The organism is Pseudoalteromonas sp. Isolate3 (genome assembly GCF_022398505.1).
GTDB classification, from domain to species: Bacteria; Pseudomonadota; Gammaproteobacteria; order Enterobacterales; family Alteromonadaceae; genus Pseudoalteromonas; species Pseudoalteromonas apostichopi.
The window spans coordinates 42,866-64,983 of the sequence record NZ_JAKEVN010000006.1 but is presented as its reverse complement, the minus strand read 5'-3'; the positions used below and the strand labels follow the sequence as shown (position 1 = coordinate 64,983).

Sequence of the window (22,118 nt, the reverse complement as noted above, 5' to 3'; positions counted from 1 at the left end):
TTAATCACCTTTGTGCTGACGATTATTAATACGAACAAAATGTAGCAATAAGATGCTTACACAAACAAAGAACCCTGAAAAAATAGCACCAAGAATACAAATAACCGCTCTGTTAGGAGATGACTTTCGTTCTTCAATGATAGGACTTTCAATAATCTTGAACGCAAAATCCTTACGAACCTCGGCAAGTAACATTGCTTTGGTTTGCTCTTCTACAATTGTGTAGAATACGTTTTGCATTTCGGCTACGTTGGTTTTTGATAGCTGTTCGTTTAAGTACTTTATGCTTTCTTTTTTCTCAGCTATTTCACGCTCTCTAACCGATTTGTTAATCAATGCAACGATATTTTCTACATACTGCTTAGAAATGCGAGGATCGATATGCTCAAATGAAATTTTAACTAAACCATTTACTTTGTCTTGTTGTACAGAAAGCTTTTTAAGTAGTCTCTCGTATGTTTCGAACATTGAAGGTTCTAGACTTTCTTTTGTCTCTTCGTCTACTTTCCATTTTCCGTCGCTATAAAGCGCAGGATCGATTACCAGCTGCTGAGAATCTCTATTCCATTCTTTTACAGCGAATAAATTCACTTTTACGTTATTTTGCTCAATAAATTTATATAGAAAGTCTTTTGATTTGATGATCTCTAAATACACAGCAGTGTCGTCACCAGCACCACCTAAATTGATACCTGCAACACTTGCTAAGCTACCCAACTGCCCTAGTGATGCTAAGGCACCACTTTCTTGCTGCTTTTGCGGCGCTAACAGTACCGTCGACTTATACATATTTGGCAAGGTTAACGAGTAGGCTAAAATTGCTGCACTAAAAACGATTGATAAAAATATGATTAACCACTTTTTGTTCCAAAGTACTAACCAAAGCTCAATCAGATCAAAGGGCTTTTGTGAACTTACGTTCTGATTTACAGTGCCTGTCATTGCGCTTTCCCTGCTGCCAATTTTAATAAATACTGACCATAACTTGTTTTACTTAAAGCTTGCCCTTGCTCTATTAAAGACTCTTTAGTGATCCACCCCTGCTTATAAGCAATTTCTTGCAGACAGGCTATTTTGAAGCCTTGGCGCTTTTCAACTGTTTGTACAAAGAGCGACGCCTCCATCAGACTATCGTGCGTGCCTGTGTCTAGCCATGCAAAGCCTCGCCCTAGCACTTCAACTTTAAGGCGGTTTTCGTCTAAATATGCTTGGTTAATTGCTGTAATTTCTAACTCACCACGAGCTGAAGGAGTGACCTTTTTGGCTTTTTCAATCACGGAGTTATCGTAAAAATACAATCCTGTTACTGCATAGTTAGATTTGGGCTCTAACGGTTTTTCTTCAATTGAAATACCATTAAAGTTTTCATCTACTTCAACAACCCCAAACCTTTCAGGGTCGTTTACTTGATATGCAAAAATACATGCTTCTTGGTCAAGTTTTGCATGGGCTTTTAACTTTGGTGAAAAGTTAGAACCATAAAAAATATTATCACCCAAAATGAGGCAAACGTTATCGTCGCCAATAAATTCTTCACCAATAATGAAAGCTTGTGCTAGGCCTTCAGGTTTTGGCTGTACCTCGTAGCTCAAATTGATACCAAAACGGCTGCCATCACCTAATAGAGTTTTAAACTGCGCTTGATCTTGAGGTGTAGTAATGATGAGTATATCTTTAATTTCAGCAAGCATTAGCACCGATAATGGATAGTAAATCATCGGTTTATCGTAAATCGGTAATATTTGCTTAGAAACACCTTGAGTTATCGGGTGTAAGCGTGAACCACTACCACCGGCAAGTATGATGCCTTTTGTTTTGCGTAATGATGAATTGTCATTGTTCATTTGTGAATTACTCATTTCCATACTTCATTTAATGGTCAGTTCTGAGCGCTTAGGTATGCTTACTTTACACTCAACTTTCTTTATCGAAACGTCCAATTTAGGCTGCAAAAGCTAGCAATTATTCTTCGGCTGCACCTAGTCGCTCACGTTGATATGAGCCATCCTGAACATTTTGGCACCAATCTAGATTGTCTAAATACCATTGCACTGTTTTTCGAATACCAGACTCAAACGTTTCTTGAGGTGTCCAATTTAGTTGGTCAGCAATTTTAGCTGCATCGATTGCATAACGACGGTCATGGCCAGGACGGTCTGTAACATAGGTGATTAGTGAAGCATACCCTTCTGCTAAATCTTTACTTGGTGCTAACTCATCTAACAAACTACAAATAGTTTTTACTACTTCAAGGTTTGTTTTTTCGTTATGTCCACCAATGTTGTATGTTTCACCTACTTTACCTTCACTCGCAACGGTGTATAAAGCACGCGCGTGATCTTCAACAAATAGCCAATCTCTAATTTGTGAACCATCACCGTAAATAGGTAATGCCTTGCCTTCTAACGCATTTAAAATGACTAATGGGATCAGCTTTTCAGGAAAATGAAACGGGCCATAGTTATTCGAGCAGTTGGTAACAACGACAGGTAAACCATAAGTGCGGTGCCACGCTCTCACTAAATGATCAGAGCTTGCTTTACTGGCAGAATAAGGGCTACTAGGCGCATACGATGTTTGCTCTGTAAATAAAGGCAAACTTGAGCTATTTTCGACATCATCTGGATGAGGTAAATCACCATAAACTTCATCTGTCGAAATATGGTGAAATCTAAAGGTTTGTTGCTTATTGGTATCTAAGCTTGCCCAATAACCTCGTGCTGCGTCAAGTAGGGTATATGTACCAACAATATTTGTTTGAATAAATTGGCCAGGCCCATCAATTGAACGATCAACATGCGATTCTGCAGCTAGGTGCATTATAATATCAGGCTGATATGATTGGAAAAGTGAGTCGACAGTTGCACGATCACAAATGTCACCTTGAATGAAGGTATAACGTTCGTTATTTTCTACGCTTTTAAGTGACTGTAAATTTCCAGCATATGTGAGCTTATCTAGGTTTATAACTTTATGCGCTGTTTCGTTTATTAAAAAACGTACCACGGCACTTCCAATAAACCCTGCACCACCTGTTACTATAATCGTTTTCATCCACACCCTTTTTAACTAAATTAATTAGCTTTTCAACAGCAGCGAATTATCGCAAATATACAGCCTATTTGCTATAACCTGCCGATTTTTTGCCGCTTTCTAACTGTTCTAAATACAATTCTAGCGTTAATAAACTGCCTATTTTTTCAGGGCGAATTGAGTCGTCCATTGCAAAGAACTTGGATAGAATTTTATTAACTTGGTCATTGCCAATTAATGTTGCGACTCGGCTATTTGGCATACATAACATGTCTGTAAGATACTGCTTAAATTGCGTTTCTCTGAGCCAAGTGTCGTAGGCTACATAGTGTCGCTTAGGGGCAATTGAGCGATATAGCTTGCGTGCCGCTCTTTCAAACAGAGAACCTTTTATTAGCTTTACTAATTGTTGCTTAACTGGATTTACCTTTGGCTCAACTTGATTTTCGGTCAATGAAATTGGTTTTCCTGTTTGTTGCCAAGGGATCGCTGCAAAATAGTCAGGATAATAACGTAACAACATTGCGTGGTATAACTTACCATTACGTCTAAAGCTTTCTGGTAGAGAATAAAGATACTCAACCAAATCGTTATCCATAAACGGTTTAAGGTTATGTAACTGATGACTCAATAAATCACTTCCAGCGCCAATAAAGCGTACTCCGCGATTATAGATAAGCACTGGATCATCATTTTCATGTGTAAAGTAGTCATGATCAATGTTTGCATGTTGAACATGCTTAGTGTAGCGAGTTGCAATTCTTTTCTGCTTTGAGATTGTTGCTTGCGACTCAGGGAATAAATAGCTCCCGCCAAAAGTCACATCACCTAAATAACCATTGAGTAAATAATTAGACTCTTGCGCAATCAACTCTACAGAGCTAAGTGCATGCATGTGTAAAATATTCTTTAAGCCATCAGTCAACCAAACGCCACGTTCTCTGCCAGAGAACCAATTGCTTTGATCAATTGCAACCAACTGGTTAGATACCCCTGCGAAATCTGCCACTTGTTTGGCTATAACGGCGTCATCACAGCTTGGTTCACCAAAGGTAAATGTTTTAATTTCGCCTTTATAATGCTGCTTGGCTCCTGCTAGTAAAACTCTAGAGTCAAGGCCTCCGCTTAGCGTGATCGCTAATTTAGGCTGTTTTACCACACTCATACATCGAGCCATACTAGCATCAAAAAGCTGATAAGATTTATCAACAGCCTCATCAAACGAGATGTCATTTAGTGGTTTAATCTCTGACCATTGCCAATAGAGTTGCTGCTGATAGTGTTCTGCTTGGGTATTAATAGTGACTAATGTTGCCGCTGGCACACGTCGTATATTCTTAAATAAAGTTTGCTCACCAAGCATGTGCCCTACATCAACATAGGTATCTAAAGCCGACTGATCGATCTCTTGTGTGTAGTCTGGGTGCAGTAGTATGGCTTTTGGCTCACTTGCAAACCCTTTTATACGATCACCTTCAACCCATAGGTAAAGTGGTTTAATACCGAAGCGATCTGTTGCCAAATGAAGTGCTTGTGTTTGTTTATCATATACCGAAAAAACAAAGTAACCATTTAAGCCATGACAAAACTCAAGTAGGTTATCAATTAGGTACTGCTCGCAAAGATTCTGTAGTGCATCTTCAGTTTTACAGTCATTACCATTGATTGAAAAGATATCGCCCCAAATTGTGACGTGCAAACGATCATCGCTATATTCGTAGCACGCTATATGCTCAACATTTTTAAGCATGTGCTGATAGTGCTGCGAAACAAAATAACTATGTTTATCGCCTGCTACATTCGCAAAGCAATCATGATCTTCTGCTACTTGGTCTGGGCTAATAAAACCGATCATACCGGGCATACTAAGAACCTCGAATAAAACTGTAAAACTTGAGTAGTTGCGGTGTAATTGCGATTAAGTAACCTACACAAATAAGCACAAACAAATATACTGGAGCTAATATTAATAATGGCTGTATAAGTAATAACAACAAGGCTGCTATCGCAAAAAATGCTATGCATGCTGGCCCGAGTGCGGCAGCAAACTGGAAAAAAGACAAACCACTAATAGGCTTAATAAGAAGTTTCCAGTGCAGTAAAAATAATAAAACCTGTAACGCAACCAGCGCTTGCACCATTACCGTAATACCTTCATTAATTGAAAGTACGATAACTAAGGGACGCACAATTGTTACTGCAATATTCCACCAAAAACCACGTTTTACTTCACCACTAGCACGCAACAGCACACCGATAGGGTTCATCATAGATATGATAAGCATATATAAGCCAAGCCAACGAAGAAGCTCAGCATGTTCCAGCCACTCATTTCCATAAGCCATTCCTAAAATAAACTCAGGGAATAGAGCAACTAAAGAGTACAAAGGTATATTGATTAAGCTAAGTAGCCTAATCACCATGCCATATAAAATAGCTAAGCTATGCGTTTCTTTATGTTTAACAATAAGCGGGAAGGCCACTTTATTTACCACTGGATTAATCAATTGTAATGCAGGTCTAAATACAAGGGCTTTAACGTAAGCATAAATACCAAGAACTTCTGGCCCTAGTAATTTACCGATCAGCAACTGATCAAGCTGGGCACTTATAAAGTTTACGAAGCTCTCACCTGTTTGATATAGACCATACTTAATTGGTGCGATAATGCTGTTTAAACTTAACTTGCTAAACCCAGGCCTTAAAAGAGGGAAGCCAACTAAAAAGCAGGTACTTAAAAGCAGAGCATTAAGCAATTGAGAAAACACAACTGACTCTAATCTCAAATCAACTGCTAACAATATAATTAATGCTATAAAACTTGCCACACTGGCGAATACTTCAATTTTGGCAATACTATTAAAGTGCATTTTTTGCTGTAACAAGGCTAACTGCTGCTGCCCTAAACTGCGAATAAAAAATACCGGAGACAAATAACATAACAACAAAGACAGTTGTGGCATGTTAAAGAAAGACGCAGTAGGCACAGCCATCATAAGCACTAGCAAAGAAATAACGATACCTAAAATTACATTGACTAGGTATAACTGGTTGAGTTGTGATTTTTCTAACTGTTTATGGAATATCAAGGCGTTTGAAATGCCTGCATCGCCAAAGATTTGGGCAAACCCTACCACCAACTGTATAATTGCCAGTACACCGAGCTCTGCTGGCGTTAAGAACCTAGCAAGTACAACTAGCTGCGCTAACTGAAGGCCACCTTTAATAAGTGTGGCAGAGGCAGTCCAAGATACGCCAGATACAGCATCACGTGCGACACTCATACTAATTTATCCATGGAGCTGCTCTAACATATTGCGCCATTTAGGTGCTAATGCTTGCTCAGTAAAATGTTGGTTCATCAAGTCAGGGTTACGGTTATTATCTTTGCTAATTAAATTATTTAGCTCTGAATAACTCATGCTGGCTACTTCATCAGTTTTGTAAATTTCAAAGCCAAGCTCAGTTAAGTAGTTATAACTAGATGTGTCTGAAAGCAAAAACATGGGTTTACCCATTAATAACATGGCATATGCAACATATAACCCTTGTTGACGATGTTGAGCGAACACCGTTAAATGCACATCATTTAGTAATTTATCGTAGTCTTGCTTGTTAAGCATTTCAGTGATAGCAATAAATTTATCACCAAATAGTGTCGTTGCATGTTTAACCACTTCATCAATGTAACTTTGCTCACCACCATAATTAAGTGGCATGATAATTTCGATATTTTCATTGGCCAAATGAGCAAGCTTGTTTAAAGCGTCAATATGGTTATTACTCGCTGATGCCGAATTACCTACGAGTATTTTAAGTGGTTTTTCAGAAGTTAATTGCTCGCGGTCTTGTTCAACTTTCATCCCGATGAGTGGATATGGCAGCACTTTAACATTTCGCTTAAATAATACGCGTTGAGCAAGTTTTGCATCACCTTTATTTAAAGCAAATACTTGCTTATATCGGTTAATCACTAATGCATGTAAAACATGGACGACACGTTCTTTTATGGTGCGCTTCGGCCTTGTATGACGATAGAGCTCAGCCCCCCAAAGTACACAACTACAGCGTTTTGTGACCGAACTAAGCAAGAGTTTTTTCCAAACATGCATGTCAAAAGAGCCGTGAAATACTATTTGGTCTTCTTTAGCTGTACTCTCAAGCAAAGCAAAAAGCTCTGCATTATTCTTATAATTTACAAAGTTTGGAATCGATTCGGGTGTTTTAACCCAAAACAATTGTTCAGCGTCTGGTCTACATTGTTGTTCAAAAAATTGTTGCATCGGTTTATAGTGATGCGGCGTATCAGCAAAGATATGGATTATACGTTTTGTCATATCGATTATTTAGTTTGGTAGGCTGCTAGGAAAGATTTTTCATGCGCAAGTAAGCCATCTTCTCGCGCTTTAATATATTTTGCAGGCTGACCTGCGTAAATCCCCCAAGCAGCTAAAGAACGATTCACCATAGTTAATGCGCCAACAGCAACACCTTGCTCTAACGTAACACCTGGTAAAATAACACTGCCACTTCCAACAATTACATGCTTAGCTAGTGTTACAGGGGCATGTTCAACGTTAGTAAACTCACTATCAATAGTCGGGTTAGTTAAAAAAGCCCCTGAATAATCATCACTGCTTGAGTAGATAGCAACCCTTGAAGAAATATTACAAAAATCGGCCAATTGAATATGCCCAGCGCCAATAAGGCAGCTGTATACGGCAAGATGAATATGACTGCCTAATGTAATACCGCCCTCTCCAGCAGAGAGAACACAAAAATCATCTATGCGGACGTTGTCGCCTATAGAGATTCTTGAAGCACCATAAATAGACGCTTTTTTTGATATTTTTACGTTCTCACCGAGTTTTGAAAGACCCAGGCTGAGTAATTCATCTCGCGTATAAATTGCCATCTAGCTTCCTATTAAATGGGTGTATATCAACAACTGCTTTCAAGTGCTGAAATTAAACTACTGCAAATCTGTTCAACGCCTTCTAATGTCAAATCAGTAAACATAGGTAAACATAAAATTCGTAAACTTAACTCATTACCATGTGGCGTGCTGCCCTGCATTCCATAAGCAGGGACTGTAGATAAGCTCGGATAAAAATAGCGTCTTGTTTGAATACCTTGTTCGAGCAACTTAGTCTGTACTTGTAACAATTGTTGTTCACTTTTAAGGACTACAGGCATATATGCACCATTATTTACACCTTGAGGGTGCCAAGCCTGTAAACTCAATAGGCCTTGCTCTGCAGTCGCTTTTAAAAGTAGATGGTAATGAGCAACAAGATCACGCCTTTTCTGGGTTATCTCAGTAACATGCTCGAATACAGATAACCCCATAGCAGCGTGCATTTCGCTCATTTTAGCATTAATACCAACCAGTTCTGGGTATAGTTTTGCATCAAAACCAAAGTTAATTAATTGCTTTGCTTTTAAATAATCAGATTCATGCTTAAAGATGATGGCACCGCCTTCCACGCTATGGAACAACTTTGTAGCGTGTAGGCTTAACGTTGCTACATCACCATGATCAAGCACCGTTTTCCCATCAATATCGCTCGCAAAAGCATGAGCAGCATCATATATAACTTTTAAGTCATATTCTTTTGCTTTGTTCTCTATCGCCTCTACATCGCATGGGTTACCAAAAACATGCACTGCTAAAACCGCTGTCGCACTATTAAGCTGTGAATGCGTTGCTTTATTAATATCTAAATTATAAGTACGTGGGTCTATATCAATAAACTCGGGGGTAATACCCGCAAACTTGAGAGAACTTGCTGTTGCAGCAAATGAGAAAGGTGTGGTTAATACCGTTCCTTTAGTATCTAATGCAGCAAATGCGACTTGCAATGCTAATGTGCCGTTAGCAACCAATAGTAAATGTTCAACACCTAAATATTCTGCTAGTTGTTGCTCAAATTGCTGCAAACACGGGCCATTATTTGTTAACCAGCAGCGTTCAAATACACCATCAATTTGCGCTTTGTACGCGTCGATTGAAGGCAAAAACGGTTTTACTATTGGATACTTCACTCATCATGCTCACAAAACAAAAACAGTGTCGAAGTGTAGCAAACAACGATTACAGGGGCTAGCGGAGAAAGGAATTTTTGATTAATAGCAATCCGCAATAATACTTAACCTTTTTAGGGATAAAACCTGTCGCCTCCTAGATTAACAATTTCTCATTTAGAGCAAGTAAACGTTATACATAAAAAAAGCGAGCCCTAGGCTCGCTTTTTTAAAACCATAGCTGGTTATGTACTAAATACTTATTAGTAAGTTAATACACGGTCAGCTGAAGCTTTGTGGTAGTAAACACCTTTAACACCAATGTTACCTGATGGAGCGTTTACAACTACGTTTACGTGTGCGTTACCAGTGATGCCTGACTCTTTAGCAAATGCAGCAACTTCTAGGCTGATGTTTGTTACAGAGTTAGCAGCAGCAACTTGAGTAAGCTCTTTAGTGTAAGTTTTACCTTCAGCTTTAAGAGTTACAGTGATTGCACCTTCAACTGTACCACGGTTAGCAACAGTGATTGATTGAGCGTACTCAGTACCGAAAGGCATAAGCTCGATGTCATCTGAAGAACCGTCTAGCGTCCAAGCACCTGCAGAAGCAGCAGCGATTGAAGCTGAACCTGTAGATGCAGTTACAGCTGTAGATTCAAAAGTGAAAGATTGCTTAGTAAGTACTGAACCTTTCGCTGTTTGACCTTTAACGTTAGCAGTAACTGTGAAGCTATCAACATTTTTAGTACCAGCAGTGTCAATAGTTTGAGTAATTGTTAACTCAGTCATGTTGTCGTTAAGTTTAGCTGCAAATGTATCTTTGTTAGCAGTAGTCCCTTCTTTCGTAGCAATTGTTAAAGCATTGCCAAGTTCAGCTGCAGAAAGTTTGCCGTCTTTATCTGCATCATAATCCATCGCGAAAGAAAAATCAGAACCTTTAAGTACGTGAGTTAACTTCGTGAAAGTAAGAGGCTTTTTAGCGCTTGTTGCGTTTGCTAGGTCAACAGTTAACACATCACTAAGACCTGTAGTAAACTCTTGACGACCTTTACTTGTAGTAATTACACCGTCAAACTTAGTAAGGTCTGAAGTTAGCTGTGATACATATGTATATGCAGGGGCTGTGCTTGTAGCTTTACTTGCATCATAGTCACCGATAGAAGGGTTAACTGAGATAGCTTTAGAGCTGAATGATACTTTACCTTTTGCAACAGCATCGCTAGTGTCAAGAGTAAAAGTTGAAAGCGTTAACGTATCGCCTTTAGCTGAGTTGTTAGTACTAACACGGAAACGAGCAACGTTGTCACCTTGAAAGTCAACAAACGCGAAAGTAGCTTGGTCGGCTGTAGCTAAAGAACTGTTTGTAGATAATGCAGGATCAACTGATGTATCAAATTTAGCACCAGTAACAGTAATAGCGATTACGTCATTAACAATGTACTCAGCACCTTGAACAAATGCTGGAGCTGTTAGATCTGCTTGAGTTAACTCACCAACTACAGCAACACCTTCAAGTGATACTTTTTCATCAGCACCAGTAACTGATGCGGCTAAAGCTGCTGTAGATAAACCTGATAGCGCTAAGGCAACAAGTGTTTTTTTGAACATTTTATATTCTCCAAAGTTTCATGAAACAGGAACCTTCATTGTCCCTTTTTTTTAGTTTTGAATGACCATGCACCATAGGCCGTCACCTAAGTGACTACTAGTCAAATTCAGAATTAGTCTAATGAATGTTAGTTTATTGTCAAGTAATTAACAGTCGTTACACTAACAAATTTATATTACCGTTTTATGGATTCTATGTACACCTTTTAAAATCATTTACTTTCATACACTTAAATATACCGCAGTTTTTTTATTGAAAAAAAAAGTCTTTGGTTACAATTGTTTACACACCCTGTTTTGCACCTATCTTGTATATATTTTGTGCACATAAAAGCTTCAATGATTTGGGAGCATTGTATTTATATAAATTACAAAAATACTTCAAGGTATTAAATCTTTTATTTGGCTACTTTAGTGCCTGCATTTGCTTTTCTAATTAATACTCACATTTTTTGCTGGTGTGGATATTTTTAATTCTGTTAGACCTTGCTTAAATTGCTCGTAAATACTTTCCCACTCAGCTGTATTACCTATGATACGAGGTGTCACTAATACAACAAGTTCTGTTTTAGTAGAGTTATTATTAGTTTTATCAAACAACTTTCCAAATAATGGAATACTTGAAAAGAAAGGCACTGAGGTATCACTTAACGTACTGTTTTCGCTAATTAGTCCTCCAAGCATAATTGTTTGACCGTTTGCAGCAATTACCTCTGTTTGTAAACTGCGTTCAAACACAATTGGGTTACCCTCTGCACCCGTTCCCTCTGATTGGGTACTTATTTCTTGGCTTATTTCTAAAACAACGACACCTTGCGCATTCACAGTTGGCGTTACTTTTAAATCGATACCAGTTTCTAAATAACTAACAGAAGCGCGAGAACCATTGGTTGAATCAGTCACTATTTCACCTACAACAGGGATACGGTCACCTACACTAATATTTGCTTGTACACCGTCTCGCACTGCAAGTGTTGGCCTTGATAGTACATTAACATAGTCATTCGTTTGTAATAAGTTAATCGCCAAGCTGCCAGCTGTTCCTGATAAGGCGTAAGTTAGACCAGGGCTATTTTGTGTATTTGCGTTTAGTCTAAATCCACCTTGTGCTGTTGCTCCTAAGTTTGTAAGAGCAAATTCAACCCCCTGCTTAAACACATCGGTCAAACTGACCTCTGCAATCATTACTTCTAGCATGATCTGTTTAGGCATAATATCCAATCGCTTAATCATAGGAAGTAAGTTACGGTAGGCATCACCCGTTGTATAAAAAATCAATGAATTAGAACGTTCATCAACTACCATCTTAATACCATCAGATTGAACTGAAACATTTGCAGAAGCTGATTTTTTTGACTGGCTAGAAGTATTTAGTTGTTGATTTTGGCTCGCAGCTGAGGTGCTATTCGATAAAGTCTGAGCGCTGCCTCCACCTAAAAGATTTTGAATACTTGTGCCTAAATCTACAGCTCTTGCAAACTCTGGTACAAATACAAAGTATTGCTCTTGATTACCGTCAGCTGGTTTATCAAGTTGTTTTGCCCAAAACGACACTCGCTTCAAAAAATCTTTGTTGTTTGTAAAAAACACCATGGTATTCGTGCGCTCAAGCGGCACAATAGAAATAGCTTGCTCACTTGACGCATTTATACTCACTGATATACCTTCTTGCTTAAGTAAATCTTGTAATTGTTTACTCAAATCATCAACTGGGACAAAACTTGATTTGTACATGCCTATTGAACGATCACGAAATACTGGCTGATCAACAAGCTGCATAAATTCAAGCGCTTTGATAATGTCATTACGTTTACCCTTTAGCATTATCGCCTGTTGTTCAAACATAGCCTTTGCATTCACTTGGGTTAGTTGCTTAATAGTGTTGGCTAACGATGTCTGCACACCAGCTTTAAAAGGCGCGAGTTGTACAATTTCGCTCGAAGTATTAGGTACATCTTCAGGGTTAGCACCATAACCGTACACTAAGTTATTTGAGATACCATCTTCTGATTTATGGATGTAATAAATACCATCTTGAAAACGAATAACAATGCCTCTTTCTTGCAGCATTTGCTCACTGATTGTAAACAATTTACGCTTACTTAACGCATCTTGAAGATTTAATGTGACTTGAGCTTTACTCGCATTTAGCTGTTCACCCAAAATGTAATTAACTTTTAATAACTCACCAAACACATAATGCAGGTAATCTTTAACTAGTAAGCTATCAGCAGTTAACTTAACTTGCTCAGTATCACTAAATTGGCTTGCAAGGTCTGTTTGGCTTGATTTTAGGCTGCTTTTATTTTGTAACGGCTCTACGTAAACAATTCCTTGGTTTGCTTTTTTAGCTTGCTGCGTATCTTCAACTTTGTCTACGTCTGTTGCTGTAACATTATTTGTCTGTGCTTTTTCTAAATACGATGGCGCCGCGGTAATACCGCTATTTGAGCTTGCGCACCCTGTAAGTACACTCATCGCAACCATGCCTAAAAAAATGGCCTTGCTATGTTTCATAAATTTTCCGGACACTATAACTAGTTGTTTATCAACCACGTTGGTACATGATTAAAGTAATATTTTGTTGACCTTTAGTAAGCTCAACTTCGGTATTTGACAATACTTTTAAGCTATAACCATGCACTGTTTGCATATCGGCATACTTAACAAGTTGTGTATTATCGTCATTGATATTTTTTTGTTCTATTAATACATAAGGTTCATTTGTGGTGATTACAGCTTTTAGTTTAAGTTCATAATCGCCAGCAAATACGCTAATTAGTTCACCATTTTGCTCTGCTTGTTCAGCCGCGGACAAGCCTTTTTCTGCTACTTGTGTATTTTGCACGGGTTGGCTGTATTTTTTGTATGTTTGCTCTAGTGTTTGCCTTGTTGTCTCAGATAGTAACGGCAAAGGCATAACCTTTAAACTTTTCTGGTTAAAGTCGTTATCTGCTTTGGTGCTTTCTAAAATTAAACGATTGCTAAAATCTAAAGCTAATAACAATAAAATAAGAACGCTAGGAATAAGTATTGCTCTATTCATTAGGTTCTCCTTGTTGCATATAAAAGCTTAGCTGAATTGTACCATCAACCTGACCAAGTTCTTGCGCAGTTTGACCTTTCATACGCATATTAAAATCACTAACTTGCATTAATGGCGTGTTCGTTTCTAGTTGCACCAACACATTTTGAAAGTTTATCAGTTTACCACTTATGTTTAATGTAAGTTGATGACGCATCAAGCTGTCTTCTGCTACTTTAAGGCTGACCAACCAGTTGCTGTTGTTTATCTGTAGATTATGCGTTGCCATCAACTGCTCAACTTTTTGCTGCATAGCAAGTTTGAACTCTGTATCTTTTTGTGGCTCGACAAATAATCGATTAATACTCTCTAGCTGCTTACTAATTTGCTGTTGCTGAGAATCAATAGTAGCTTGATTATCGATTACAGTTTGCGATTTTGTAGCACGCTTTTGTAAGTTGCTAATTATGCCTATTTGCTCATCTTGCCAATCAAGTAGTGGGACTACCGCAAACTTAAGCACTAATAAAACCGCTAACAATGCTAAAGCTATTTGCTGCTTAGGTTGTAACTGACTCATTGCGCCCCCTGCTCAGACACCGCAGGTATCACTTGATCATTACCTGTATTTAGAACAAAACTAATAACAAAGCTTTCACCACCGCGTTCTTTACGCGATGGGTAATCAAACTTAGCATCTTCCACTCGACTATCTTGCATAACAGTCGCAAGTGCATCGGTCGCTTTATTTGCCTTACCTCTCAAAACAAAGCGCCCTTCTTGCCAGCTTATACTACTCAATTCTGCAGAATTAAATAAGTCACTTATAACCAAAAAAACCGGGCTAGTTATAGGAAGTTGTTGCAACAATTGCTGTCGCTGTTGTAAAGCATCACGACTGGTCATATATACATTCAATGTATTTAACGCTCTGTTGACTGTTGCTTTGTTAGCGTCGAGTTGACTTTCTAGCTGATGCGTTTTGAAAACTAAGTAGCCACTAGTTAATAAACCATAGACAACAAATATACCGCCAAAAATAGCACTGTATCGAAGAGCTAGGCGTTTGTTAAATATGTTGACTGGAATATTTAAGAAGGCTTGTAAATATTGCTTAGGTACAGCATACAAGCCATTGATTACCCGCTCTAAATATTCTTGCTCTGTATTAATATTGATTACTTTGCTTAACGGAATACCAAACATACTAGCGAAGCGTTCAGGGCTATTTATAATTTTACTTTGCAATGATGAGCAAACATTCTTCTGATGTTTAGTGATGAAGCTAGCATTATGATGAGTATTTAAAATCACTTCTCCATCATTGACTGTTTGGCTCATTAATAACGACTCAGGTAGCGTAAACCACGCTTTAGGTAAGTCTTTAGCAAATTGCCATTGCATTACTTGGCTTTGTTCTGCCGCCATCACAGTTACTAAGGTCTGGGTAGTCGCTTGCTGTTTATCTTTACTTTTTTTCTCAATTTCTAGTAACTGCTTTAATTCTTTTTTATTACCAATAGGGTAAGCATTGAGTTGCTCATTGTAGTGTTGACGCCCAACAACTAAGAACCACTTCGTTGATTGTGTGTCTGATGATGGTTTTAAAGCAAATTGATGGTGCTCATTTAGCACAAGTTCGTAGGGTTGATCAGTATAAAAAGCAACCACTTTACATAGCCATTTTTTAAACAATAGCTTAATTTTATTATTAATCATTATGCTCTCTATCGCGTCTTCACAGCTACTTCATTGATCACGGGATCTTTTGTTGGTTGCAAATGAAAGTATATTGTTTTATTTACTACCGCCTGCCCAACTCTCGATGTTAACGATACCCTGAATAAATTAGATGGGTACAAAATAATATCATCACTTTCAGTTATGCCAGTTGCTTGGACAAAGTCTTTAACCGTTAACCTATTGGCTTTACGTTGCATAATAACATACTCTGCAACTTCGTTACTTAATAATGCATAAAGTAACGTATTAGGCGAATTCATAGGGTTGAACGTGCCTTTTTTATATTGCGTTGTGTTTTCAGCAAGTACTGCCAATTGCTTCGACGGCAACCCCAAATGCCCAAGCTCTTCAATATCATGAATAGCTGCATTACGCGCAACAGTGCCATCACTAATGTAGTCAGAATACTTCTCTAAACTCTGCCAAGCTATAATCTGCAACATCGCAAGCTGGGCATCATAATCATTTAAGCCGCTGTAGGTCAACAATCGCTTTAAGCGTGCTTGATTTGGGTAGTGAATATTTAGCAAACCACGTAAATCTTGTAACCGAACTTCAACATTGTTGGTTGTTTTAAAAGGCTCACCATAAAAGTTCCACGTTGTAATTTGCGGATTGTTAGCCGGAGGACTAGGGATAGGTGTTAACTTTTCAGTCAGCAGAGAAAATACGATATTCGCTTGGGCGTTATTTAACTCAACTAAGGCTTGGGCCTTATCAACCATCATAGTTGCGCTTTTTACTTGCTGTCGGGCTGACTGCGTAAAGTATAAGGCTAATATAGAAACGACTGCGACGATTAATAATACTTGTACAAGAGCTATTCCACGCTGCTTTGTCATAATTCACCCGTTTGAATGTAATTACCAAACCAACGATTAGGCTCTTTATCTAATTGGAAGTAAAATTCCATTGGCTGCTGTTTTTTGACTAAGGTTAGCTTGATTACTAAAGGTGTTAGCTGTTGATCTAGACCTGAATAAGTCGGTTGCCAAAAAGGTTTTTCGCCTGGCTCTTGCAGTGCTTTTTGCTCAAGAGAACTCCAACCATAATAACTGAAAGTAACGCTATCAAGATCGTTCAAGAGTGTGTACTTATTTGAAAATTCGATGTCTTGTTCAGAGTTAATTAATAACATGTCAGCACTTGAAATCGACTGATAAACTAACTCAAAGCGACCTTGTTGATTTTGAACAGCTGTTAATCTCACAAGCTCAGGATTTTTGGTATCTGTATAACCATTTTTGGTCATCATCAGTAGGCTGTCTTCAGCGCCAACAAAAAACATCTCTGGGCGTCCTCGATTATTCTTGATCAGGTACGGTTCTATACCCTCTAAGATGTTTTGCAATATATAGATTGATTTTGTTTGTTCAATATCTTGTTCAAAGCTACCAAGCTCCTTGTCCCAACGAGAAGCCAATTGCATGTATACATAGTTTCCAGTAAACATTATGAGGGAAAGCAACGTCACTGAAATCAGCAGCTCGATTAAAGTAAACCCTTGCTGTTTATGCATTGTGCCAACTCACTTCATTAAATGTATAGCTTTTTTCAATACCATTTCGTTTAACTATGAGAGTGACTTGCCACAAATTTATTTGTTTTTTTTCAGCAGCCTGTCTACCAAATTCAAGAGTCATTGCCTCATCTATAACAACTTTACTTTGCACAATTGCAGCCTGCCATTGATATTCAACTCCCCAGCCGACTCCACTGCCTGACAAGGTAGACTGTTCTGAAGTTGATAACTTTATTTGTTGTTGGATTTGCGTTATTAGTGCAGGGAGGTTAGCAACCATTTTTACATGGTTGCTCGCTTTTTCACTGGCAATAAAGGCGCCCCTATAAATAAGCGAAACGGCTGCAAGCGAAGAGAATAAAATAATAGTCGCGATAAGCAGCTCAACTAATGTAAAGCCTAACTGGTGCTTTGTTTTCATTTTGATGAGGACTCTAAACTTATCATTAGCGGTTCATCTCGAAAATAGCCTTGGAGCTGTGTAGGTGAAACGAGTCCATTATTATTGAAGTTTACTTGCAGTGCATCAAACCGTAATGATTCTAATTTTTTTGTTTTTATTAGTTGGTTTGTATCTGTTTGGTATAAATAAAGCATATCGTCTTTGAGCTCAAGTTGATACGAACGCGATTCTACAAAAGATTGAAATGCAATACTTTTAATCCAATTCCGTGTTGTTAGAAGCTCAGTTCTTGCTGCACTTTTGTCTACTGCTTTTACTGAAATTGGCGCCACAACCGACAGTAATAATGAAACAATACTTAAAACGATAATAAGCTCGATAAGGGTAAAACCATATGCAAATTTATTATTTGCAGTGTGCATTAGAAACCTACGTCGTTTAGAGAGATCATGCTCATCAACATTATCACGACGATACCACCGACGAAACCACCCATAAATAAAATCATTAATGGCTCAATTAACGAGGTCATATTGTCTGTCCAGGTTTCAAAATCTTGCCGTGAACGATTTGCTATTTCATCGAAAACGATATCTAAATTACCTGACTCTTCCCCCACCTCAAGCAGTGAAATATAAAATGGTGGATATAAAGAAGTTTGCTGTAATGCTGGGGTTAATTGACTACCACGTTTTACTTTTTTTCGCGCAATTGTCATTTCATGATGTAATACGTGATTTTTGATATTACCCGCAGCCAGTTCTAATGCTTGGTCAATAGGTACACCAGCTTTCAACATCAAACTTAAACCACTATTAAAACGTATGCGCTCAACTGTGGCGCTCGCATTCGCTATTACAGGTAATTTTAGTGCTGTTTTATGCCACCAATGCTGAAAACCTTTACGTTTACTTGCCCAAATAAGGGCAGGGACTGAAGCAATAACTGCTAATGCCAAGAACACTTGATAGTCATTCATCCACTCACTAATAGATAACATAAGCTGGGTATACCAAGGAAGCGAGCTTAATTGACCAAACATATCAGCCATTTTTGGAATGATGAAATTAAATATGAAAAAAATACTTAAAATACAAACAAATAAAATAACGCATGGATAAGTAAGTGAACCTACAATTTTTCGTTGTAGTTCACGTTTAAACTTAAGATCTTTGGCGATACCAGCAAATATTTCGCTTAAGTTTCCTGAAGCTTCACCTAATTCAATTAAGTTACAATAAAGGTTATCGAATACATCAGGATAAGCTCTGAGTGCTTGAGAAAGGCTACTCCCTTTCTTTATGCTACTGCTAATATTAGCAAGCATTTGTGCTAATGCAGCTTTAGCTTTTGTTCGCCTAATAATGTCTAGGCCACGATCAATCCTAACTCCAGTTGCAAGTAACAAACTTAACTCTGCTGTTAAAAATTCTAGGTCGGCTAAGGATACCTTGCTTTGAAAAAGCACACCGGTCGTTGCTCTTTTTTGCTCTTCTTTAACTTCAAATGGCAGTAACTTTTGAACTTTTAATTTGTTAATTGCATCTTGCTCAGAGGTTGCTTCAATAAGCCCCTCTGATTTTGCGCCAGATGAATCATAGGCTTTGTAATTAAAAAGCGCCATTAACCTGCGACCCGTATTACTTCATCAATAGTTGTATGACCTAGTACCGCTTTGTGTAAACCATCCTCGAGTAAGGTTCGGCGATTAAGCGAGTGGTTATGATTTTTAGCTTTAGGTATGAAATCAGCATCTTTTGGCATTGCTTTAATTTCATTATCACAACGTAAATACTCTGTTACAGCCATTCGGCCTTTATACCCGGTATGAGCACAATGCTCACAACCTTTACCTCGAACTAAATTAATCGTATCGATACTAAAGCGTTCTGCAAACTGATTCAGGTTATATTTTTCTATAAGCTTTTGTGCATCTGGATCAGGTTCACTGCAATTGCTACATACTTTTCGTGCTAAGCGCTGTGCAACTATCGACACCAGTGCAGCATTGAGCAAGAACTCTTCTACACCAAGGTCAAGTAATCGAGTATAAGCACTTGCAGCATCATTTGTATGAACAGTACTAAATACTAAGTGGCCAGTTAATGCAGACTGTAATGCAATTTGAGCAGTTTCTTTATCTCGTATTTCACCCAACATAATTACATCAGGATCTTGACGAACTATAGAGCGCAGGCCCGCTGAGAAGTCAAAACCTATATCACTATTAACTTGCACCTGATTTATACCTGGTAATTGGTATTCTACCGGGTCTTCTAAAGTAATAATTTTTACATCATCATTATTTAGTGCGTTCAAAAATGTATATAAGGTTGTTGTTTTACCAGAACCTGTAGGACCGGTTAATAACACAACCCCTGCAGTTGTTTTAATATCTTGGCGGATCAATTCATTAATGTCATCTGATAAACCCAAAACGGACATATCATAACGTACGTTCTCTTTTCTTAGAAAACGCATAACTACTGATTCACCATCATTTAATGGTAATGACGATACACGAATATCAAGCTCTTGATTGGCAATTTTCATTTCGATTTTGCCATCTTGCGGGCGGCGCTTTTCAGCGATATCCATTCCCGACAAGATTTTCAAACGCGTAATTATTGGCAATTGTTTACGAGCCGAAATAGTTTCAGCTTCATGCAACACACCGTCAATTCTAAAACGCGCCCTGTAGCGGCCTTGGTAAGGCTCTAAGTGCATATCTGATGCACCTTGGCGTAATGCTCTACTAATTAGTGAATTTAGTAAGTTTACAGTAGGGGCTTCTGTAGCTAATTCTTTTAGGCGTTCTTCCTCATCTAAAGGACTATCATCATCGATATCTGTTAAAGGCTCTTCGTACTTTGCTGCTAATAATTGAATATCAACTTCATTCGCAATGAATAAAGAATAAGATTGATTATTTTTACTTAACCAATCATTCATTACTTGATTAAGTGGATCCTTACAAGCAAAGGAAATGTGCTCTTTATTGTCAGTTATTGGTAACCAGCTTTGCTCAACAAACATATCAAGCATAGGCTTATCGATGTCTAGTGCAGAAAAGTTAGCGTATTGTTCACTAGTAAACAGTGGGATACCTAAATATTCACTTAGTAACAAAGGAACTTGATCTTCTGGCAAGCTCCCCATGTTTACAAGTACTTGTTCTAACCTTCCGCTATATTTTGCCTGATAATTTAAGGCTCGAGTAAGATCTTGAGGGTCAACACTAAACTTTTCTATTAATAAATCATGTAATTGCATTATTGATGTATTATATCCGCGTTGTTGTCGGTACCACCCTCTTTACCATCACTACCGTATGATTTTAGTGAATATGGATTGCCATTTTCACCAGGGGTCTTGTAGACATAAGGGTTTCCCCAAGGATCTAACGGGATATCTTTTGGTAAATAAGGGCCATCCCAACGTGGATCATCACTTTTACGTAACTGAGAAAGTTCTGTTGGGTATTTACCTAAATCAAGTCGATAAGTATCAATAGCGGTTTCAAATGATGACATTTGTGCTGCTGCTATTTTACGCTCTGATGAACTTAACTTAGAAAAAAACTTAGGCGCGACCAGTGACATTAAAAGCCCTAAGATGACAATAACAACAAGTAGCTCCATCATCGTAAAACCATTATTTTTTTTCATAAAACTCTCTTTAAATTTAGTTATTTTTTGACGTCTATTTTTTTTCGTCTTAGAAATCTTGCTACTTTCCAACAGTGTTGTAGTGCTAAAGAATAAAACACAAATACAATCAAAAATAGGGCAAGCATTATCCATTCAGGAACATTTAAAACTTCCCCAAGAATACCAACACCGCTCAAAATTATGGCAAAAAACAATATTGAGCTCAACGCCCTGCGAGGACTAAATCCTACCCGCATAAAGATATGGTGCAAATGATCGCGGTCAGCACTAAACGGGGATAGCCCCTTACGTTTACGGCGAATTATTATTGCCATCATGTCCATTAAAGGCACACCAATAATCCATAACGCTGTTACAGGTCTAAATGCTGATTCGGTTGTCTGAGTGCCTACCATTAGAAACCAAATAACACTCAAACCAATAAACATAGAACCCGCATCACCCATAAAAATTTTCTTATTTCTATGGCCTTTAATACCTAAATTAAACGCTAAATAAGGTAGTACGGTCGCAACAATAATAAGCGGTAAATAAACCAAAGCATAGTTACCACTAAACAGCATTAAAATAAAAACAGATAATAAGGTGAGAATACTAAGTGAGCCAGCTAAACCGTCAATGCCATCGATCATATTAAAGGCATTAATACAAGCTATGACACTAATCACTGTAAATATTATACCAAACCAACCAAGGTCAATATCACCCATTAAAAATAGATTGCCCAGATTATGAATGTATATTTCACTACTATAGATCATCACAAGAGCAACTAGAACTTGGACGCCTAACCTAATTTTTACACCTAATTGACGGTAATCATCTATAACCCCCAAAACTACAATAACCGCAGCACAAGCTAAGTAACTTACAATTTTCACTGTTAGTGGGTGAAATGCCATAATCGAAATTGCCACAGCCAAAAAGATTGACAATCCACCAATTAAAGGGATGGTGCCGGTATGCTGTTTACGCAGGCATGGTTTATCGACTAAGCCAAATTTTACAGCTAATGGCGTAATCGCCAAAATTATGATGTATGAAAAAACAAATGCAAACATCAATGTTATGAATTCAAAGGTCATTA

21 protein-coding genes are annotated in these 22,118 nt (G+C 38.1%); all 21 read right to left on the bottom strand.

The window, feature by feature from the left end; translation table 11 throughout:
* Complete coding sequence (locus tag L1D46_RS02780; RefSeq protein ID WP_130050468.1) at positions 1–942, bottom strand: Wzz/FepE/Etk N-terminal domain-containing protein; 942 nt, start codon at positions 940–942, stop codon at positions 1–3.
* The gene (gene rfbA / locus L1D46_RS02775) at positions 939–1,859 is read right to left on the bottom strand and encodes a glucose-1-phosphate thymidylyltransferase RfbA (RefSeq protein ID WP_233786764.1); all 921 of its coding nucleotides are present in this window, start codon (positions 1,857–1,859) and stop codon (positions 939–941) included. Before rfbA ends, L1D46_RS02780 begins: the two co-directional genes overlap by 4 nt.
* A gap of 103 nt (positions 1,860–1,962) precedes the next feature.
* Positions 1,963–3,054, bottom strand: a complete 1,092-nt coding sequence (gene rfbB / locus L1D46_RS02770; RefSeq protein ID WP_130050467.1) for a dTDP-glucose 4,6-dehydratase — start codon at positions 3,052–3,054, stop codon at positions 1,963–1,965.
* A gap of 64 nt (positions 3,055–3,118) precedes the next feature.
* On the bottom strand, positions 3,119–4,897 hold the full coding sequence (locus L1D46_RS02765; RefSeq protein ID WP_239976747.1) for an asparagine synthase-related protein: 1,779 nt from the start codon (positions 4,895–4,897) through the stop codon (positions 3,119–3,121).
* Position 4,898: 1 nt separating this feature from the next.
* The gene (locus L1D46_RS02760) at positions 4,899–6,317 is read right to left on the bottom strand and encodes an MOP flippase family protein (RefSeq protein WP_178926278.1); all 1,419 of its coding nucleotides are present in this window, start codon (positions 6,315–6,317) and stop codon (positions 4,899–4,901) included.
* A gap of 6 nt (positions 6,318–6,323) precedes the next feature.
* Positions 6,324–7,370 (bottom strand): TDP-N-acetylfucosamine:lipid II N-acetylfucosaminyltransferase, encoded by a 1,047-nt coding sequence (locus tag L1D46_RS02755; protein ID WP_239976746.1) that lies wholly within the window; start codon positions 7,368–7,370, stop codon positions 6,324–6,326.
* A gap of 5 nt (positions 7,371–7,375) precedes the next feature.
* On the bottom strand, positions 7,376–7,948 hold the full coding sequence (locus tag L1D46_RS02750) for an acyltransferase (RefSeq protein WP_178926280.1): 573 nt from the start codon (positions 7,946–7,948) through the stop codon (positions 7,376–7,378).
* 26 nt (positions 7,949–7,974) lie between these two features.
* Positions 7,975–9,078: a DegT/DnrJ/EryC1/StrS family aminotransferase gene (locus tag L1D46_RS02745; protein WP_239976745.1), complete on the bottom strand. Its 1,104-nt coding sequence runs from the start codon at positions 9,076–9,078 to the stop codon at positions 7,975–7,977.
* Between the two features lie 242 nt (positions 9,079–9,320).
* A complete protein-coding gene (locus L1D46_RS02740) occupies positions 9,321–10,667 on the bottom strand; it encodes a hypothetical protein (RefSeq protein ID WP_239976743.1) in 1,347 nt (448 codons plus the stop codon).
* A gap of 432 nt (positions 10,668–11,099) precedes the next feature.
* On the bottom strand, positions 11,100–13,184 hold the full coding sequence (locus L1D46_RS02735; protein WP_239976741.1) for a secretin N-terminal domain-containing protein: 2,085 nt from the start codon (positions 13,182–13,184) through the stop codon (positions 11,100–11,102).
* Positions 13,185–13,215: 31 nt separating this feature from the next.
* Entirely contained in the window at positions 13,216–13,713 is a 498-nt protein-coding gene (locus L1D46_RS02730) for a hypothetical protein (protein WP_178926284.1), read from the bottom strand.
* Positions 13,706–14,272, bottom strand: coding sequence for a GspMb/PilO family protein (locus L1D46_RS02725; RefSeq protein ID WP_178926285.1), 567 nt, complete (start codon positions 14,270–14,272; stop codon positions 13,706–13,708). Before L1D46_RS02725 ends, L1D46_RS02730 begins: the two co-directional genes overlap by 8 nt.
* Positions 14,269–15,411 (bottom strand): hypothetical protein, encoded by a 1,143-nt coding sequence (locus tag L1D46_RS02720; protein ID WP_239976740.1) that lies wholly within the window; start codon positions 15,409–15,411, stop codon positions 14,269–14,271. The genes L1D46_RS02725 and L1D46_RS02720 overlap by 4 nt, the downstream gene beginning before the upstream one ends.
* Before the next feature lie 8 nt (positions 15,412–15,419).
* The gene (locus tag L1D46_RS02715) at positions 15,420–16,277 is read right to left on the bottom strand and encodes a type II secretion system protein GspK (protein ID WP_239976739.1); all 858 of its coding nucleotides are present in this window, start codon (positions 16,275–16,277) and stop codon (positions 15,420–15,422) included.
* Positions 16,274–16,954 (bottom strand): prepilin-type N-terminal cleavage/methylation domain-containing protein, encoded by a 681-nt coding sequence (locus tag L1D46_RS02710; protein ID WP_239976738.1) that lies wholly within the window; start codon positions 16,952–16,954, stop codon positions 16,274–16,276. The genes L1D46_RS02715 and L1D46_RS02710 overlap by 4 nt, the downstream gene beginning before the upstream one ends.
* On the bottom strand, positions 16,947–17,378 hold the full coding sequence (locus tag L1D46_RS02705) for a prepilin-type N-terminal cleavage/methylation domain-containing protein (RefSeq protein ID WP_239976737.1): 432 nt from the start codon (positions 17,376–17,378) through the stop codon (positions 16,947–16,949). The genes L1D46_RS02710 and L1D46_RS02705 overlap by 8 nt, the downstream gene beginning before the upstream one ends.
* Entirely contained in the window at positions 17,375–17,782 is a 408-nt protein-coding gene (locus tag L1D46_RS02700) for a type II secretion system protein (RefSeq protein ID WP_239976736.1), read from the bottom strand. The genes L1D46_RS02705 and L1D46_RS02700 overlap by 4 nt, the downstream gene beginning before the upstream one ends.
* Positions 17,782–18,984, bottom strand: a complete 1,203-nt coding sequence (locus L1D46_RS02695) for a type II secretion system F family protein (protein WP_130050453.1) — start codon at positions 18,982–18,984, stop codon at positions 17,782–17,784. The genes L1D46_RS02700 and L1D46_RS02695 overlap by 1 nt, the downstream gene beginning before the upstream one ends.
* Positions 18,984–20,633, bottom strand: a complete 1,650-nt coding sequence (locus tag L1D46_RS02690; RefSeq protein ID WP_239976735.1) for a GspE/PulE family protein — start codon at positions 20,631–20,633, stop codon at positions 18,984–18,986. Before L1D46_RS02690 ends, L1D46_RS02695 begins: the two co-directional genes overlap by 1 nt.
* Positions 20,633–21,028 (bottom strand): type II secretion system major pseudopilin GspG, encoded by a 396-nt coding sequence (gene gspG, locus L1D46_RS02685; protein ID WP_130050451.1) that lies wholly within the window; start codon positions 21,026–21,028, stop codon positions 20,633–20,635. Before gspG ends, L1D46_RS02690 begins: the two co-directional genes overlap by 1 nt.
* Positions 21,029–21,048: 20 nt before the next feature.
* Entirely contained in the window at positions 21,049–22,116 is a 1,068-nt protein-coding gene (gene wecA, locus L1D46_RS02680; protein ID WP_130050450.1) for a UDP-N-acetylglucosamine--undecaprenyl-phosphate N-acetylglucosaminephosphotransferase, read from the bottom strand.
* Positions 22,117–22,118: the final 2 nt, after the last annotated feature.